Raw genomic sequence first — 16,188 nt, 5'->3', positions numbered from 1 at the left:
TAGTTCTTCGAGTATTGTCCCCCAGGCCTGACGTGTTGTTGGATTTCTATCTATGAACGACGATCAACGCATCACGCAACTGCTGGAACACATTCTGGCGACGGGCTGCGATCCCGCCGAAGCCTGCAAAGCTTGCCCGGAACTCTTACCTGCCGTTTGCCAGCGTTTGGACGATGTTCGAAGCATCGAACAGCAGCTCAACGAAATATTCCCAGATTCTGACAAAGGATCGGATCAGTCCCGCCAGGAATCGGAAGTAGCCAAAGGTCAGCTCCCACCATTTGCGGATTACGATGTCCTTGAGATTCTCGGCAGCGGCGGAATGGGAATCGTCTTCAGCGCGAGACAACGCAAACTCAATCGAACCGTGGCAATTAAAATGTTGCGATCCGGACCGTTTGCAAGTCATGCAGAAAAGCTTCGTTTCGCGCGTGAATTTCATGCGATCGCCGCCTTGCAACATCCCCACATCGTGCAGATTTATGACATGGGTGAAACGGAGGGGCGACCTTTCTTCTCCATGGAACTTCTGGAAGGAGGAAGTTTATCGGAACGACTTGCTGGCACACCTCTGCCAGATCGGCAAGCCGCAGAGAATGTATTTGTCCTGGCAGGTGCGGTCGAGTTTGCGCATTCAAATGGCGTTGTGCATCGAGATCTGAAACCTGCCAACGTATTGTTTTCAGCGGACGGAATTTTAAAGGTTGTTGATTTTGGACTGGCGCGCCACATGGAGCGAGATCCGGCCATTACTGTCAGTGGAATGCAGTTGGGAACCCCCAGCTACATGGCGCCTGAGCAGGCCAAAGGGGATTGCAAAGTCGTTGGGACTTCTGTAGACGTGTACGCCTTAGGGGCCATTCTGTACGAAATGCTCACGGGGCGGGCCCCCTTTCGCGCAGAGACCGCCGCTGAGACACAAAGACAAGTCATTGAACTTGAGGTATTAGCGCCGTCGCACATCAACGCCAGCGTTCCTCGTGACCTTGAAACGATCTGCCTTAAGTGTTTAAGGAAAATGCCAGAGCAACGCTACGCTTCGGCATCTGAGCTTGCTGACGACTTGAAACGCTTTCTGAATCGCGAACCCATTCAGGCACGCCCTGTCAGCCGAGTGGAGCGACTGGCGAGTTGGATACGACGCAATCCTGCATTTGCAGGTTTCTTGTTCACGTCTGTCGCATTGATTGGATTCGCAAGCGCGTTTGCGCTGCAGCATTACAAAGCCGAATCACAACGTCGGATCGAAATCGAGAAGTGGATACAGCGGTTGGCGTTCGTACTCTCACTCGAAGAAGAAGGAAGATTTACCGAAGCCCGCGCGATACTCGGTCGCGTGCCAGATGGTGGCTCGAGCCTACTTCGAGAACAAATCGTAAGAGCCCAAACCGAACTTGATCTGGCCGAGAAACTGGATGCGATTCGAATGAGTCGGGGAAAATACGTTCTCGGTGGTATCGACTATCAAGAATCGAGTGACGCATACCAAGCCGCCTTTAAGGAAGCTCGAATTGGAGTAGTCGGTTTCGACGAGCCTGACGTTGTCGCCTCGCGTATCAAGCAGTCGACGGTTCACGTCGCTTTGATAGCCGCCCTGGACGATTGGGCCGCCTGCGCACCTGCAGAATCGCGTGCATGGATTCTCGAAGTTGCTCGCCAAACCGATCCAAATGCTTGGCGTGACGAAGTGCGACACCAGGAGATGTGGGCGAACGTCGATCGATTGCGGGAGCTGGCGGAGGTTGCCGAAATTGATAAACAACCAGTGACGTTGCTAGTTGCCATGGGAACTCGTTGGCGACGGCTTGGTGGTGACCCCACCGAATTTCTGGAGCGAGTACATCGTAATTATCCCCAAGATTTCTGGCTAAACTTCGAACTCGGCCACTTATTAAGTCAGCGCGAATCTCAATTGGCGATTGGCCACAATCTCGCTGCACTTGCACTCCGGCCAAACGCATCTGCGGTCCACTACAATCTCGGGGTCAATTTCGAATCGCTCAATCAACTCGACGAAGCAATTTACCATTACCAACGCGTGCTCGAATCTGAGCCTTGGCACGGTCGGGCGGAACATCAACTTGCGTGGGCACTGCTCAAGAGTGGTCAGGCTGACGATTCGATTGCTCATTTCCGATGTGCAATCGAACTACAGCATTCTGAACCTTCAACGCATCAAGGGCTTCGAACCGCCCTATTAAGTCTTGGCCGTCTAGAGGAAGCACGGGCGGTGTGGGAGAAAGTCATCAATGACCCTCATTCGGTGCATGAAGACGTTGATGGATACGCGGAGCTGTGTCTGTTTCTTGGTCAGCAAGACCGCTACATCGATGCATGTGAATTGCTACTTGAGCGATTTGGAGAAACAACTAACCCGCTTGTGTGCGAGAGAGTTGGTCGTGCTTGCCTCCTGAAGCCTCGATCGATGGAGGTTCGTCTCGCGGCAGAACGTCTCATTGACCGCGCGCTGAGTCTCGAATTGTCGCCGGACCAGAATTGGGCGCGTCCGTATTTGTTGTTTGCAAAGGCATTGTCTGAATATCGTCACGAACGGCCGCGTGAAGCGATCGCAATTCTGCAAAACGAAGCTGGAGCGGTGTTACCGCCCGCCCCAAATTTGGTGTTGGCCATGGCGCTGAATGCGATTGGGGAAACCAATGCATCTCGTCGCGAGCTTGAAACGGCTGAGCTCGCGATGGATGGAGTTCAAAGTGTCAACCGCGAGTCTTGGATGTGCAAGCTGTTGCACCGCGAAGCTGTCGCGTTGGCATCGCGTGGGAATGTAGCGCCTAATAATCGAGCTACTCAGGTGCCGACGGACTCTCCTTGAATGAATGCCAACAGATCCGCATTGATGACATCGCTGTTGGTGGTACACATTCCGTGCGAGAACTTTTCGTAAATCTTGAGCGTGCTTTGCTTCAGTAGTTTTGCCGAGAGCATCGCGGAAGCTCCGATGGGCACGATCTGATCATCATCACCATGCATGACAAGTGTTGGCACGTCAATCGCCTTCAGGTCGTCGGTGAAATCCGTTTCCGAGAAAGCCTTGATCCCATCGTAGTGCGCCTTGGCACCTCCCATCATGCCCTGCCGCCACCAATTCTGCACGACAGGTGCGGAGGGAGTCACCTCCGGACGGTTGAAGCCGTAGAAAGGTCCGCTGGCGACATCCCAGTAGAATTGCGCACGATTGGCGAGCAACTGCTCACGAAACCCATCAAATACTTCGATTGGCAGGCCATCCGGGTTGTGCTGCGCTTTCACCATCAGCGGCGGAACGGCGCCAATGAGTACTAGTTTCGCAACGCGTCCGGCTCCGTACTGCGCGACATAACGCGCCGCTTCACCGCCGCCTGTTGAGTGGCCAATATGAATAGCGTCTCGTAAATCGAGAAGCTTCACCACGGCGGCAACGTCGGCAGCATAATGTTCCATATCGTGACCATCGCTAACCTGACTGGATCGCCCATGGCCTCGTCGATCATGCGCGATCACGCGATAGCCTTTGGACAGGAAGAACAGCAGCTGGGAATCCCAGTCATCGGAGCTGAGAGGCCAGCCATGATGAAAGACGACAGACTGATCGCTGGGATTTCCCCAGTCTTTGTAGAAGATGTTTGCACCATCAGCGCTCGTAACAGAGCTCATGGAAAGATCCCTTGTTCAAAGTGAATTGGATTGCAATCCGCCGGCGAAGGCGAGGCGTTGTCTGACTTCGATTCCCTTTCAGAATACTAAGCGTAGCAGACAGACAGACGCGGACGTGACCAGCGCCCCCTCGAAATGCTGATTCCACTCAGCCTACCTCACTGTGCGGTCCTAAAACCGTTTCAGGAAAACGACGCCGACGACAATCAGCACGACCCCCATGATCCGCCCCAAGCTGACCGATTGTTGCTGAGCGACAAGGATATTGTAATGCTCCAGAAGCAGCGCCATCGCCATTTGCCCGGCAACGATCAGGCTAAATGCCAACCCCGGCCCGAGCTTCGGGAACACCAGAATAACAATCGTCACATAGGTGGCTCCCAATATCCCGCCGATCCAGTATTGCGGTGGCAACTGTCTGATGCCTGTCCAGGAAACCGTTTGCTTGGTCAGCAGGATATAAGACAGCAATGCCACCGTCCCGACCGCGAACGATATGAACGCCGCATGAGCCGGACTGGCTCCTGCTTTTCCAAGTTTCGCGTTAACCCCGCCTTGCAGTGGCAATGCAGTGCCTGCAGCGAGAGCCATTAGAATCCAGATCAGTTTTGCCATGATTTTCTTTCGAGTTGGAATCGGGGTTGTGCGAGCAGGTTTGATGCGTGAGTGAATGAGCAAGCGGGTTAGTGGTGGCGATCGTCAACTTCTGACCAGGGAGGGGTAGTCGGTGTAGCCATGTGCTCCGGGCGCATAGTACGTCGCGACTTCGGGCTCGTTGAGCGGTGCGTCAGCTCTCAGGCGTTCGGGCAAATCGGGGTTCGCGATGAACTTCTGGCCGAACACAACGGCATCGGCTTCCCTTGTGCGTATCGCATTGGCTGCCGTCGCCTTTTCGTAGCCGCCGTTGGCGAATAGCACGCCTTCAAATTCGGCTCGTATGTAAGGTGTCACGCGGGGTGCATCTGCGTTGTAGAGTCGACCCGGTCGAATCGCTTCTGCAATATGCAAGTAGGCGAGCTGGAACCTGTTAAGCATCTGCGCTGCCCGGGAATACAATTCAATGGGATCGCTATCTGCCATCCCATTGCCACTCATGGTGGGACTCAAGCGAATACCCGTGCGATCCGCCGACCATGCGTTGGTGACTGCCGTAACAACTTCGCGGAGAAACCGCAGGCGATTTTCTATTGAGCCGCCGTATTCGTCGGTGCGTTGATTCGAGGAATCTCGCAAGAATTGGTCGATCAAATATCCATTCGCGCCATGGATCTCGACTCCGTCAAATCCCGCCTCCCGCGCTCGTCCGGTTGCCTTGGCGTAGTCGTCGATGACGCTTGCAATTGCCGATGGACTCAAAGCCTGAGGAACGACATACGGCTTCTTGCCAGTTGGGGTATGTGCTTCCCCAGTCGCCGCGATCGAGCTGGGACCAACTGGTAACTGCCCGCCTTGATAGTCCGGGTGCGACACTCGGCCCATGTGCCACAATTGCAAAAACATTCGCCCACCGGACGTGTGAACGGCGTCGGTAATCCGCTTCCACCCTTCGACCTGTTCAGCAGTGTAGATGCCGGGAGCACCGTGCCAGCCATAGCCCTGCTCGCTGATGGCCGTCGCTTCAGAGATGATCAGGGCAGCACTGCTTCGCTGGCTATAGTATTCTTCCATCAACGCATTCGGGACTCGATCCGTAGATCGTGCTCTCGTCAAAGGGGCCATCACAATCCTGTGCGGAAGTTCGATCGCACCGATGCGGAGTGGTTGAAAGAGCGTTTCATTATCGTGTGTTGCCGTCATTTCGATTCCTCTGAATGTGTGTGTCCGAATAATGCGCCCTTGTGATGGCTTCACCGAAGGCTGCCGTTGCACAAGTATTATCGGTACCAATTATGTATTTGTAAAATACATAATTGTTGCGTATGTAATCGCTTTTGCGTATAACTGGAGAATGGAACTACGACATCTTCGTTACTTCGTCGCCGTGGCGTCTGAATTGAGTTTTTCGAGAGCGGCTGAGAAGTCGTTAGTTGCCCAGCCTGCGCTGAGCACTCAAATTGCCGATCTGGAGCGGGAAATCGGTACCTCACTCTTTTTCCGCAATAAGCGAGTCGTACGTTTGACATCGGCCGGAGGCGTGTTCCTTAAGGAAGCTCAAGCCATCCTGGAGGCTGCGGAAGCAGCAAAGCTGAAAGCGCTACGTGCTTCGCGCGGCGAATTCGGTGAATTGTCAATTGGATTTTTTGCTGCTCCCACCATGTTGTTTCTCCCTGATTTGATCAGGCGGTTTCGACTGCAGTATCCTGATGTCACCATCCGGATGTTCGAAATGACGCCGGACAAACAGTTGGCTGCACTTGAACGCGGCGAGATCAACGTAGCTTTTACACGACCATTGCCTCCGGGGCACCCGGACCTCGCCACGCAGATTCTGTTTCGAGAACGTTTGCTTGCCGTCATGGCCGAGACCCACCCACTTTCGTCGATTCGGCGAGTCCGACTGAGCGATCTTGCCGAAGAACGATTTGTTCTTTTGGACCGCGGCGTCGCGATCAGCCTTTACGACCACATTATCGCAGCGTGTTCGTCGGCAGGATTTTCGCCCGTGGTGTCTGGTGGTGCCGACCTGATGGCCACCGTTTTAACGATGGTGGCCGCCGAACAGGGCATCAGCATCGTGCCCGAAGGTGTGCAGAATCTTCGCAGTCAGCAGATTTCCTTCGTTTCGATCGCACCAGCGATGGAGCCAATCCCGTTGGTCATGTGCTGGCACGCGAACCACGAAAGTCCACCTCGAGACGCATTTCTGCAACTCGTCCACGAACGAAGAACGACCATTCAGCAGGAGTTCGTCAGGCGGCCTGGAGTGCAAAAATCGGCAAGAAAGAATCGATCATGAAAACAGCAGGTCCGTGAAGGCCGCTGTCATGCACATCGATACAACGTAAGTGTGACGTGTCCGATGCGTTGACTGGCGACGAGATTTGAACTCTGCAACGTCATGTAATCAATCCACTTACGGCAAGTAGCGACCTGTTTTGGATTTGGTGAGGACGTCGATTGAACTGGCAGCCAACGCCGAAGGTATCGGCGTAAACCTTTGCTACGGAAAGGAAAACAGCTCGCCACAAATGAATGCGACGAACTGTTTTGAATTCCAGTCGGGGCGACAAGGCACCGGCAGAATTTTTTCTGACTGGTCTGCGAGAGTGGGAAAGTCGTCCGCGGTTGCTTCTTTAAGGCGCCAAGTCCATATCCTACAGATAATTACGACCCGGTTTCCCTAGAAATCGGATTGGCGCCGCTCTCACTTCGTCGCAGGTTGGAACAGCTCGACGGGATTTCCAGAGGGGTCGTCGAGAATGATTTGTGAGCCTCCCGACCCGGTGATGATGTCGTTGCGGAACTTGAGACCAGCGTCACGGAGGCGCTGGACCTCAGCTTCGATGTTACTTACTTGGATGTGAATCCGGTTCTAACCACCAGGGACGAGGTCACGACCGTCGGACATCGCTCGACGGCCGGAGTGGTCTTGCCGCTTAGGAGGAGTCGCACTCCATCACGGGTGACCAACGCGAAGGCTGGGCTCGCATCATGATCTAGCGCGAAGCCAAGGTGTGTGGTGTAGAACTGAATAGCGACAGGAACGTCGTCGATCATGTAGCGGATGCTTACTGTAGACATTGGTTTGGCCATAAAGACGCGATTCTCTGCCTGAATCGGACCGACGTCAATCGAATTAAATAGCGTTGGCATCAATAAATCTCCTACTACTTCTAGTCATCTAAGTTGTTGCCCAAGTTCAATTGTTTGAGAGGTCCATTTCCGGCAAACTTGGTCCGCTTTGCGGCTGTGAGATAAGACTCAGAGTCGTCAATGGTCCGCCAAATTGCATCAGCAATCCTCCCTCAGAAATGGCTCCCAAATCCACTGGCTCAAAGCCCCAAGATGAAACCAGTGATACGACTTTCTTGTTGGCGTCAGCATCATCACCGGATAAAAACAAAACTCGTTTGCCCTGTTCGGTCTGCGGATCTCTCTTTAAGACTCGTGCCCACATCGTATTAAAAGTCTTTACGACAGAAGCACCCGGTGCAGCCTCAGCGATCACACGACTTGATGCACGACCTAGTATTGGTGGGGTGAATAGGCTCCAAGCGTCTGGAGCGATTCACCGTGCAGCGATGTGCTAACTAACGACAGAGTCGAACCGTCCCGCTGGGCTGGATTCGCCCTCTTGCTCCATCTCTTTAGGGTCAACCCTTGCAGACTTGATAGCGTAGTTCGGCCATGCTTGTCCCCATCTGTTGGATAGACATCAAATGCAAATTTGGACTGAGCACCCTGCGAGGGAAGATAGGCTTGCCTGTGCCAAGAGTCACTGAGCCAATTTGCACAATCAGTTCGTCAAGCAGTCCAGCGTCGTAGAATTGGCCAGCAAGATCACCTCCGCCAACAATCCAGATATTCTTCGCGCCAGCGGCGGATCGCATTTCCGCATGAGCCTTTCGGACATCACCAGTGGCGAACCGAATGTTTGCGCCATTGATAGTTGGAAGTTCGCGACTGGTGAATACCCAGGCTGGCTGGGTATATGGCCAAGGGGCTCCTGTCTCTTGAGTCAGCTTCTCTGCGTTGCCAATCATCCATTCATAGGTCGCCGTCCCCATAGCCAAAGCTCCTACTTCTGCGATAAATGCAGGGTAGCTTGAAGCACTCAGGTCACCGAGAGAAAACAGCCACTCCAGGGAATCGTCTTCGGTTGCGATGAATCCATCCAGGCTTGTCGCCGCATAGTATTGGGTTTTCATGATAAGGCTCCTTTCTTCACAGGTCTTCAAAGTTCGGATTCCAGACAATCTCCCACAAATGTCAGTCTGGGTCCTGGAAATAGCCGGAATAGCTTCCCAAAAACGCATCTTGTGCCTCTTTCACGATCGTCGCTCCTGCCTGCTTCGCTAGCTGCATGATCGAATCCACTTCTGCTTTTGAGACTACATTATGGTCTAATGCGAAATCGGTAGGGGACGCCGGACTGCGCGAGATTCCGGTATCGTGCGCGATGCTGGTTCGTGGCCAGAGTGGCAACTTCATACCGCCCTGAAGGTCGAAAAATGGTTGAAGCAACTTTTCCGATCACGGGTTCCACGAGAGCCTACTGCGTCTGGCCAAAGACTACGGTGGGTCGACGATAGTGGGTTGCATCAAAGTCACTCGTGGAATTGTCAAGTTCTGAAAAACGATGGCTGGATAGACAGAGACGTAGCAATCCGCCATCAACCTTACGCGTCCTTCGTGCCAGATGCAATGTTTTTCGTTTGCAACGTGTCGCTATACGGGCTTATGAAGCTTGGTGACTTCAGACTCAAGGTAGTCTGCTAACGGCAGTTGTCCGAACCAGTCCTGGACCTCCGCAGCGTCGGTCGCACGCAACGTCATGAAGACTCGCGGATTCGGATCGTCCATTTCCGAACGAGCAAACTCGAGCAGCCGTCCATCGCGTCGCCATTCGTCGATCATTTTGTGTTCGGCGGGTACCAGTCGATGAAATTCCTCGTCGAATGGTTTGACGAATCGAACCACCACCTGAAATCGGTTTTTCGTATCGACGCTAAAGCCAGGAAAATCCGCAAGGGGCGGGAGCGTCAACATAGCTTCATCGAAAAGCGACTCCATCCTTCGATCAAGTTCCTGCAATTGCTCTCGGCGGCCCTCATCACCGATGTGAGCGGGTGACCAGGCAACGAAGGGATCCAACGGACGAAACCCGTTGAACCAAAAAATGCCGTGCTGAATAGGTGCCATCATTCGATCGAGTGCTGGGTTTACTCCCCAGCCACCATACGTCGCTTCGCCCCCGCCGGTCGTCATTAGGACAAGACCTCGCTTGATGCTCCCGCCAATCCCGCCTTCGAACAACTTGGGACCACCGTAAATTCTCCCAGCTGCCAAAACGCGGTCGGCCCAACCTTTCAAGATGGCAGGCATCCCAAACCACCAAAGTGGAAAGCTGAAGATGACTGCGTCGGCAGCTTCGAGCTTTTGCATCTCAGCTTCCACGTCAGGAGCGAATCCATCGTTTTCGGTTGCGTGAACTTCTTCGGCCTGTTGCTTGAGATAACCGGAGTCCTTGGTCGTCGTGAAGTTGCGACGGTCCGAGACGGGATCAAATTTCAACGCGTACAGATCGCTGAAGGTGACTTCGTGACCGAGCGAAAGAAGTTTCTCCTCAGCGCGTTTTGCAAGCGACGACGAAAAACTTTGTGGCTCATGGTGAGCGTGAACAATTAGAACTTTCATAGGGAGTCTCAATAGATATGGGCAAGACGGAAGTTTTAAAATCAGTGAAAGAAAATGAACGGGCCAGCGCGTGGCCGTTCCTTCCCGCGGACGATCGGTTCGGGCAAATGCTCTGCGCAAACACCCAGCCTCGCTGGTGCTAGTCGATGCCGGTCAGGGTTCCCCTTCTCGGTCGTTGACTTGGTTACACGTTTCTTGTGGGACGATTAAGCTTTGGTAGGGGAAAGGATCCTTGGTTAACCGCCAGACTCACAAATCTGAGCTACGTGTCGAAGTGTTACCGCTGGAAGTGGCGATCTTGACCAACACGTGGCCAGCCTTCACTTGGGTTTCTCAACATCTGCGGCTTCAAAAGTCGCGGTTTCGCCATAGGCGTTGATGAGCATCGCTTTCATTTTGTTTCTCCTGTCTGTTTGAAACTGTTTGTCTTTGGCTGTCTCCGTGCACATAAGTGCACATAATACGAGAACGACTTCAACGAACAAGTACGCACATTTCGGACACGTAGGCACAAAATGGATACCAAGAACAAGCCCCGGCACACCAGTTACGTGCTGCCCGCCTGTCCCGTTGAAGCGACGTTGGAGCTGATTGGCGGGAAGTGGAAAGGGATCGTACTTTTCTATTTGCTCGACGGCCGGCTTCGTTTCAGTGAACTCAAGCGGAAGGTCGGTTGTGTCACACAGCGGATGCTGACCAAGCAGCTTCGCGAACTGGAAGCCAGCGGTTTGGTGAACCGAATCGTCTACGCCGAAGTGCCACCGCGAGTTGAATACGAACTCACCGAAGAAGGCAAATCGCTCACACCAGTCTTGAAGTCACTCAAGAAATGGGGTGAAGAGCACGCGATGGATTTGATCGCTGACCGTCAAAGGACGGAAGTAAGTGAACACGCAAGCGAATGATAGGGAATATTGATGACAGCTCTGCGACTCTTTCTGCCCGGTGATTGGCTGTCCGTTTGGCGAATCCTCGAACCCGTTTTTCGGGCGGGCGAGACGTATCCGTATTCGCCGAACATCACGGAGGCGGAAGCTCGCGTGGCTTGGATTGACGTGCCTGCTGCGACGTTCGTCGCGGTGGGCGACCTCGGCGAGGTATTGGGTACTTACTACATCAAGCCCAACCCACTCCTTGTTGCGACCAAAGAGCCGAGGCATGACCTCCATACGTTCACTGCGATACCACAACTCAACGGTGTCTTGTTGAATGTGTACTTCTAGTTTCAAGCCTCGATACTTACTGCTGACCGAATACTGCTCTGCCACCGCGCATCCATTGCGCAGCATGGTGAACATTTTGCTCGCCTGATAATCCTTGAGCATCGCAAGCCTCCTTTGCGTAAGAGCTTGCGATAGCCTGATTTATAAGTACCTACCAAGGGAATTCTAATTGTCGCGGAAATCCATACCGCAATTGCTAGCTATCCCTACTGCCGGCCAACTGGCACCGCTTTGAATCAATCACAACCCGGTAATTCTGATTGTCGCGGGCGGGAGTTCTGATTGACGCTCTACAGAGGAGGAGTTTGAAGCATCCAAGAAATCAATTACGGGCCACTACGACTTCTTTAGCGAACGGAAACGAAAGAAGCAAGTTCCGAGCGGCTTACTGACGGTACTGGTTCCTGAGGCGGACAGCTAATGGGCGAGCGGTTGCAGGAAGCAGTGGAAAGATGCCAAGACACAACGAAGACTAGCTTTACATGCGCCAGCATTCGCTTAATTCCTTGTCGCCATAAGTCCTTGAAGAGATACTTTGATAACTTCCTCAAGCTCTTTACGAGAGCTTCCACTTGCAGCCTGCACTGCTACGCCTTGCAGAACGGTGGCGACATACCGTGCTACCTGTTTGGGATTGCCCTTAACCGACATGTCTCCATCCTTGCGCGCCTGCTTAAGTCGCTTTGTAAGAATTGGCTCAATTGCAGTACGTCTGGCTGCAAGTTCCAGTCGGATGTCATGTGATTTCTCGCTACTGGTAAGAGCGCCTTGGACGAACAAACATCCAGGAGGTTTGTCCGGTGCTGTATCCAACTCGACGAGGAGACGCATGAATGTCTCGATTACTTCAAATGCCGTTGGTTGCCTCAATGCCTGCTCAACGATAGGCTCGCCGCGTTTGGCGTAGTGTTCAATTGCTCGACGAAACAGCCCTTCTTTGTTCTCGAAAGCTGCATAAAAACTTGGAGGCGAAATGTCCATCGCCGCAACTAACTCGTTAAACGTTGAACCCTCGTATCCCTTTTCTAGGAATACCATCAAGGCTGCTTCCACTGCCTTTTCGATGTCAAATTGTCGGGGGCGACCTCTAGGCATGATAGTTCCAATTTAGTTTCGAGTACCCGATTCGAGATCCCCATCCTGCAATTATAGGGCAATTTACGCATCCAGGAAACAGACTTCGATCCTGGATGATTGCGGTAGCAGGAGGTGAAGCGACTTTTCGGCCCTGTTTCGCCATACACCTGACTTGACATCATCTTGTTGCTCGGCTATTTATGTAGTTGCAACTACATAATAACATAGATTTCGAAGGGATCACGATGAACCAACCATTCATGGGGAAGGTTGCTCTAATTACCGGGGGCTCACGCGGAATTGGAGCGGCAATTGTCAAGCGTATGGCAAACGATGGCGCTGACGTGGTTTTCAGTTACGCTGCGTCGAAGAAGCAAGCAGATGAAGTCGTTCTAGCTGTGGAGAGTTTAGGCCGACGTGCTCTCGCAATTAAAGCAGACCAGGGAATACAGTCTGAAGTTGAAAAGCTGGTCAAAGAAGCTTACGCAGCATTTGGGCAACTCGACATTCTTATCAATTCAGCTGGTGTATTCGTGACAGGAGTCGTGGGAGATCCTGATACGGACTACGGAGCCCTTGATAGGCAGTTAGACGTGAATGTCAAAGGTGTGGTCTCAGCGGTGCGAGCCGCGGTGCCCCTTCTCCCAGACGGTGGACGTATCGTAACGATTGGGACGACGGGTGCCGATCGAATTCAATTCCCTGGACTCGCCGATTACGTCGCGAGCAAAGCTGCGCTTGCCGCATATACTCGCGGTTGGGCCCGTGATCTAGGATCCAGAAATATTACAGTCAACATCATTCAACCCGGCGCGATCAACACCGAGATGAACCCTGAAAACAGCCCCTTTGCCGAGACGCTTAAGCAACTTGCTGCACTCGGGCGTTATGGCCAACCAAGCGAGATCGCTGCAGCGGTTGCCTTCCTGGCTGGGCCGGACGCAACCTATATAACCGGTGCGACACTGAACGTTGACGGTGGACAGATGGCGTAGTTTTGTTGAGTCAGTAGTTTTGTGACTTCACTCATTTCCCACACATTCGAAGATATGTAAAAAAATGAAGTACGCGATTATTGGTTCCGGAGCGATTGGCAATGCGGTTGCAACTCAATTTGCAAGAAATCACCAATCTGTTGTGATTGCGAACAGCCGTGGAAAAGATTCGCTCGCACAGCTAAGTGCTGAGCTCGGATCCTATGTCACTGCATGCGATTTGAAGGACACGATGTCGGCCGATATAATTGTTTTAGCAACTCCCTTCGAAGCAGCTATCGAGGTTCTTCGTCAAAGCGATGATTGGCAAGGCAAGATCGTAATCGATGCAACCAACGCGATCGCATTTCCTAGTTTTTCACCCAAAGACTTGGGAGCACATCGCTGCACGGTGAATCGCTCCAGACGCTTGGAGCCTATTCACCCCACCAATACTAAACGACCGTATACGATGAATCCGCAAATCACGGCGACCACGGTCCAATAAATTATTGGACCGAATGTCGAGTCACCGGAGAAGTAGTGAAGGGCCGTGAATATCAGCATTTCTGCAGCGATGCAGAGTGCCGCGACTGGGACCAAAAAAGCCAAGGGTCTGTGTATCAGCGGGATGACCAACGCGATACTCAAAAGGATTTCAAAGCCTCCCATCGCTAACCACACTCCGTTTGGAATAGCGTTAAGCGAGGGCATTGTATTCTCAACCGAATTCGAAAACTTCCAAACTGCTCCCATCAACGTGTGTAACGCCATCAGGATTTGCAGGGTCCAGAGAAAGATGTTCATGATGCATTCTCCTTGTTGTCTAATAGAATTTCAGCGAGTTTATCGAGCATCTCTGACCACCCATTCCTTGCTCCCTGGAGAGCTTGCTTGCCAAACGGTTTTGCTATATCGAATCCGGAATGTTCAAATAGCAATCGAGTGCCTTCCCCTTCCCGCTCAAGCTTGAAGCTGACCTGCGTTCCGACAAGTGCTCCCCCTTCCCATGAAAATACGAGTCGATTAGGCTCGTCACACTGGAGCACTTCACAATGCACGCTCAATCCTTCAAATCCAACCTCGGGTTTGGGCGGCACTTCAAATGTGAACTGATGTCCAATCCGTGGCTCGAAATCATTCGGGTATAACCACTCGCTCAGTGCTGCACTGCTGGCGAGTGATTTCCAGACGGCTTCTGGCGGCTTTGGAAACAGAATCTCACGGTGGATGGTTTCGCTCATTTTCCGTCTCCTTTCATGACATGCTCTTGTAGTCGCTGGAGGTGCTTGTCCCAGAACTGCTCGTAGTGCGCAATCCAATCCCGCACGGGAGCTAGCCGATCAGGCACCAAACGGTAGCGGCGTTCTCGGCCGTGTCGTCGCTCTGAAACAAGTCCAGCGTTTAAGAGCACGCGAAGATGCTGCGATACCGCAGGCCGACTCATCTCGAACTCTTCGGCAATCGCGTTCACCGGGCGTTCGGCCTCAATGAGCGCGTCCAGCATTAGGCGACGTGCCGGATGGCTGATGGCGGCAAAAACGTCGGTATCGGCAGTTTTAATCGTCGTAGGCATGTCCTTACGATACGTAAGAATATGCTTACCTGTCAAGAGCAGCGATGCACAAACAGGAGTGAAGACGATGCAATTGTCATCGCCGCTAAAATGCCCGGTTCGCGACGAGGAGCAGCGGAGATTCGACCTGTGTTTTGTGCCGCCTGTTTTCGAGCTGAGGTGGTCGTCATTAGCTGCTGCAATCGGTGCTCGCTGTGAAAAGGGTGGCATGCGAGCAACCGCCAATTTTTACCCCGTGCTGCGACGCCGACAAACAACAGCCCACGTGTAATGTTACACACGCATCCAGAACGACAGTCCGTTTGTTCATTCTGATCCGCTTAGGCATAAGCCACCCAGCCACGGAACGCGAGACCGACGTAGAACAGGCGGACGTTTGAAAATCCAGCCGCTCGCAGAATGGCATCTTCCCTTTCCGGAGTGAGGATCGAAACTGGGAATCGAGTGCTTCGCGAGCTTTATTCGCGTTTTCGGATTCGACACCGGAGCTGAGCGCAAAGGCCTCTGGCTGCGTGGGATACTTCGTCCAGATCACCGGCCGCTGTGCTATCTACTGAGGACGCAACGGTGATTTTCACGTGGAGCAATTTCCACCATCACCGGTTGAAAAATGTAACAAGCCAGATCACCAAAGTGACCCGGGTCATCAGTCGGGGTGACAGGACGGCAATAGAACTTTTTAGTTCGCGAATTCATGCCTTACGTGATGATGTTGCTGGACTGATCCGCGACGCAACTCATTGCGGCAGAGAAGTTTTTGAATCGCGGGCCACCACTTGAGCCTGCGGTTCTGATTGGCTGACGAACGACATCTGCAGCCACTGTTCGAGACCTGACCCCGGTTGGAAACGGGTCCAACTGCCTCCAAATTTGATTGTTGACGCGTCCTGTGCCCATCGCTATAGTTGCCTAGGAAACCATAATGCGAGAATTGTCATGACGCGACTAAGCGCACTCGAAAATCACGCAGGCTACTGGCTGCGCTATGTCTCCAACCATGTTTCGCACGCTTTCGCCCAAAAGGTCGAGGCTCAAGGCGTCACGGTTTCGGAGTGGGTTCTCCTACGTCAGATGTTCGGAACGGGAGCGGCCAATCCGAGCCAACTCGCAGAGGCCGTTGGCATGACGCGGGGGGCGGTTTCCAAGCTCGTCGAACGACTGCTCCAGAAGAAGCTGGCAGTGCGTTCGTTTTCCGAGGGTGATAGACGCTATCAGACCATCAAACTCACGGCGGCGGGCAAGCGACTTGTGCCGGTCTTGGCTCGGCTTGCCGACGAGAATGACCGCGAGTTCTTCGGCCATCTGACACCCGAAGAGAGAACCGGTCTGGTGAACTTGCTTCAAGAGATTGTCCGCCGGCACGGTTGGAAGGACTTGCCGGTCGATTGAA

At 53.0% G+C, this 16,188-nt stretch carries 18 protein-coding genes; 7 read left to right on the top strand and 11 right to left on the bottom strand.

Features of this window, described 5'->3' with window-relative positions; translation table 11 throughout:
* Positions 1-52: 52 nt before the first annotated feature.
* Positions 53-2,830: a protein kinase gene (locus ABX962_RS00865; protein WP_372715719.1), complete on the top strand. Its 2,778-nt coding sequence runs from the start codon at positions 53-55 to the stop codon at positions 2,828-2,830.
* On the opposite strand, the gene ABX962_RS00860 is transcribed toward ABX962_RS00865, so the two are convergent.
* From ABX962_RS00860 to ABX962_RS00850, 3 genes are all read right to left on the bottom strand, one after another.
* The gene (locus tag ABX962_RS00860) at positions 2,806-3,651 is read right to left on the bottom strand and encodes an alpha/beta fold hydrolase (protein ID WP_372715717.1); all 846 of its coding nucleotides are present in this window, start codon (positions 3,649-3,651) and stop codon (positions 2,806-2,808) included. The genes ABX962_RS00865 and ABX962_RS00860 overlap by 25 nt on opposite strands.
* 171 nt (positions 3,652-3,822) lie before the next feature.
* Positions 3,823-4,266 carry a DMT family transporter gene (locus ABX962_RS00855; RefSeq protein ID WP_372715715.1) on the bottom strand — a complete coding sequence of 148 codons (444 nt, stop codon included), beginning with the start codon at positions 4,264-4,266 and terminating at the stop codon, positions 3,823-3,825.
* Positions 4,267-4,350: 84 nt separating this feature from the next.
* Positions 4,351-5,448, bottom strand: a complete 1,098-nt coding sequence (locus ABX962_RS00850) for an alkene reductase (protein WP_372715756.1) — start codon at positions 5,446-5,448, stop codon at positions 4,351-4,353.
* 151 nt (positions 5,449-5,599) lie between these two features.
* Here ABX962_RS00850 and ABX962_RS00845 point away from each other — a divergent pair, with 151 nt between their 5' ends.
* The gene (locus tag ABX962_RS00845; RefSeq protein WP_372715714.1) at positions 5,600-6,547 is read left to right on the top strand and encodes a LysR family transcriptional regulator; all 948 of its coding nucleotides are present in this window, start codon (positions 5,600-5,602) and stop codon (positions 6,545-6,547) included.
* A 408-nt stretch (positions 6,548-6,955) separates the two neighbouring features.
* Here ABX962_RS00845 and ABX962_RS00840 read toward each other — a convergent pair whose 3' ends face one another.
* The 5 genes from ABX962_RS00840 to ABX962_RS00820 form a co-directional block, all read right to left on the bottom strand.
* Positions 6,956-7,096, bottom strand: coding sequence for a VOC family protein (locus tag ABX962_RS00840; protein ID WP_372715755.1), 141 nt, complete (start codon positions 7,094-7,096; stop codon positions 6,956-6,958).
* 5 nt (positions 7,097-7,101) lie between these two features.
* Positions 7,102-7,404 (bottom strand): hypothetical protein, encoded by a 303-nt coding sequence (locus ABX962_RS00835; protein WP_372715712.1) that lies wholly within the window; start codon positions 7,402-7,404, stop codon positions 7,102-7,104.
* A gap of 46 nt (positions 7,405-7,450) precedes the next feature.
* Positions 7,451-7,759, bottom strand: a complete 309-nt coding sequence (locus tag ABX962_RS00830) for an NADPH-dependent F420 reductase (RefSeq protein WP_372715710.1) — start codon at positions 7,757-7,759, stop codon at positions 7,451-7,453.
* 145 nt (positions 7,760-7,904) lie between these two features.
* Positions 7,905-8,459 carry a dihydrofolate reductase family protein gene (locus ABX962_RS00825; protein ID WP_372715708.1) on the bottom strand — a complete coding sequence of 185 codons (555 nt, stop codon included), beginning with the start codon at positions 8,457-8,459 and terminating at the stop codon, positions 7,905-7,907.
* A gap of 520 nt (positions 8,460-8,979) precedes the next feature.
* Positions 8,980-9,948 carry a muconolactone Delta-isomerase family protein gene (locus tag ABX962_RS00820; protein ID WP_372715706.1) on the bottom strand — a complete coding sequence of 323 codons (969 nt, stop codon included), beginning with the start codon at positions 9,946-9,948 and terminating at the stop codon, positions 8,980-8,982.
* 515 nt (positions 9,949-10,463) lie between these two features.
* Here ABX962_RS00820 and ABX962_RS00815 point away from each other — a divergent pair.
* Positions 10,464-10,853 (top strand): winged helix-turn-helix transcriptional regulator, encoded by a 390-nt coding sequence (locus ABX962_RS00815; protein ID WP_372715704.1) that lies wholly within the window; start codon positions 10,464-10,466, stop codon positions 10,851-10,853.
* Positions 10,854-10,865: 12 nt separating this feature from the next.
* Positions 10,866-11,171 (top strand): hypothetical protein, encoded by a 306-nt coding sequence (locus ABX962_RS00810; RefSeq protein WP_372715703.1) that lies wholly within the window; start codon positions 10,866-10,868, stop codon positions 11,169-11,171.
* A 498-nt stretch (positions 11,172-11,669) separates the two neighbouring features.
* Here ABX962_RS00810 and ABX962_RS00805 read toward each other — a convergent pair whose 3' ends face one another.
* Positions 11,670-12,224 carry a TetR/AcrR family transcriptional regulator gene (locus tag ABX962_RS00805; protein ID WP_372715701.1) on the bottom strand — a complete coding sequence of 185 codons (555 nt, stop codon included), beginning with the start codon at positions 12,222-12,224 and terminating at the stop codon, positions 11,670-11,672.
* Positions 12,225-12,493: 269 nt separating this feature from the next.
* Between ABX962_RS00805 and ABX962_RS00800 the strand changes: the two genes are divergently transcribed.
* Positions 12,494-13,243, top strand: coding sequence for an SDR family NAD(P)-dependent oxidoreductase (locus ABX962_RS00800; protein ID WP_372715699.1), 750 nt, complete (start codon positions 12,494-12,496; stop codon positions 13,241-13,243).
* 64 nt (positions 13,244-13,307) lie between these two features.
* Positions 13,308-13,730, top strand: a complete 423-nt coding sequence (locus ABX962_RS00795) for an NADPH-dependent F420 reductase (protein ID WP_372715697.1) — start codon at positions 13,308-13,310, stop codon at positions 13,728-13,730.
* 295 nt (positions 13,731-14,025) lie between these two features.
* Here the strand turns inward: ABX962_RS00795 and ABX962_RS00790 are convergent, their stop codons facing one another.
* Both ABX962_RS00790 and ABX962_RS00785 read right to left on the bottom strand, forming a co-directional pair.
* Positions 14,026-14,466: an SRPBCC domain-containing protein gene (locus ABX962_RS00790; protein ID WP_372715696.1), complete on the bottom strand. Its 441-nt coding sequence runs from the start codon at positions 14,464-14,466 to the stop codon at positions 14,026-14,028.
* The gene (locus tag ABX962_RS00785) at positions 14,463-14,798 is read right to left on the bottom strand and encodes an ArsR/SmtB family transcription factor (RefSeq protein WP_372715694.1); all 336 of its coding nucleotides are present in this window, start codon (positions 14,796-14,798) and stop codon (positions 14,463-14,465) included. The genes ABX962_RS00790 and ABX962_RS00785 overlap by 4 nt, the downstream gene beginning before the upstream one ends.
* A 936-nt stretch (positions 14,799-15,734) precedes the next feature.
* On the opposite strand from ABX962_RS00785, the gene ABX962_RS00780 reads away from it, so the two are divergent.
* Positions 15,735-16,187, top strand: coding sequence for a MarR family winged helix-turn-helix transcriptional regulator (locus ABX962_RS00780; protein WP_372715692.1), 453 nt, complete (start codon positions 15,735-15,737; stop codon positions 16,185-16,187).
* The last annotated feature ends 1 nt before the right edge of the window (position 16,188 follow it).

Source organism: Novipirellula sp. (genome assembly GCF_041583735.1).
Taxonomy (GTDB): Bacteria; Planctomycetota; Planctomycetia; order Pirellulales; family Pirellulaceae; genus Novipirellula.
The sequence above is the reverse complement of the archived record's forward strand: the minus strand, read 5'-3'. Positions and strand labels throughout refer to the sequence as shown.

Coding starts and splice junctions, on each gene's coding strand:
- ABX962_RS00850 (WP_372715756.1), bottom strand. CDS start 5,448: ATGACGGCAACACACGATAATGAAACGCTCTTTCAACCACTCCGCATC.
- ABX962_RS00790 (WP_372715696.1), bottom strand. CDS start 14,466: ATGAGCGAAACCATCCACCGTGAGATTCTGTTTCCAAAGCCGCCAGAA.
- ABX962_RS00845 (WP_372715714.1), top strand. CDS start 5,600: ATGGAACTACGACATCTTCGTTACTTCGTCGCCGTGGCGTCTGAATTG.
- ABX962_RS00825 (WP_372715708.1), bottom strand. CDS start 8,459: ATGAAAACCCAATACTATGCGGCGACAAGCCTGGATGGATTCATCGCA.
- ABX962_RS00785 (WP_372715694.1), bottom strand. CDS start 14,798: ATGCCTACGACGATTAAAACTGCCGATACCGACGTTTTTGCCGCCATC.
- ABX962_RS00860 (WP_372715717.1), bottom strand. CDS start 3,651: ATGAGCTCTGTTACGAGCGCTGATGGTGCAAACATCTTCTACAAAGAC.
- ABX962_RS00865 (WP_372715719.1), top strand. CDS start 53: ATGAACGACGATCAACGCATCACGCAACTGCTGGAACACATTCTGGCG.
- ABX962_RS00855 (WP_372715715.1), bottom strand. CDS start 4,266: ATGGCAAAACTGATCTGGATTCTAATGGCTCTCGCTGCAGGCACTGCA.
- ABX962_RS00780 (WP_372715692.1), top strand. CDS start 15,735: ATGACGCGACTAAGCGCACTCGAAAATCACGCAGGCTACTGGCTGCGC.
- ABX962_RS00795 (WP_372715697.1), top strand. CDS start 13,308: ATGAAGTACGCGATTATTGGTTCCGGAGCGATTGGCAATGCGGTTGCA.
- ABX962_RS00820 (WP_372715706.1), bottom strand. CDS start 9,948: ATGAAAGTTCTAATTGTTCACGCTCACCATGAGCCACAAAGTTTTTCG.
- ABX962_RS00815 (WP_372715704.1), top strand. CDS start 10,464: ATGGATACCAAGAACAAGCCCCGGCACACCAGTTACGTGCTGCCCGCC.
- ABX962_RS00810 (WP_372715703.1), top strand. CDS start 10,866: ATGACAGCTCTGCGACTCTTTCTGCCCGGTGATTGGCTGTCCGTTTGG.
- ABX962_RS00800 (WP_372715699.1), top strand. CDS start 12,494: ATGAACCAACCATTCATGGGGAAGGTTGCTCTAATTACCGGGGGCTCA.
- ABX962_RS00835 (WP_372715712.1), bottom strand. CDS start 7,404: ATGCCAACGCTATTTAATTCGATTGACGTCGGTCCGATTCAGGCAGAG.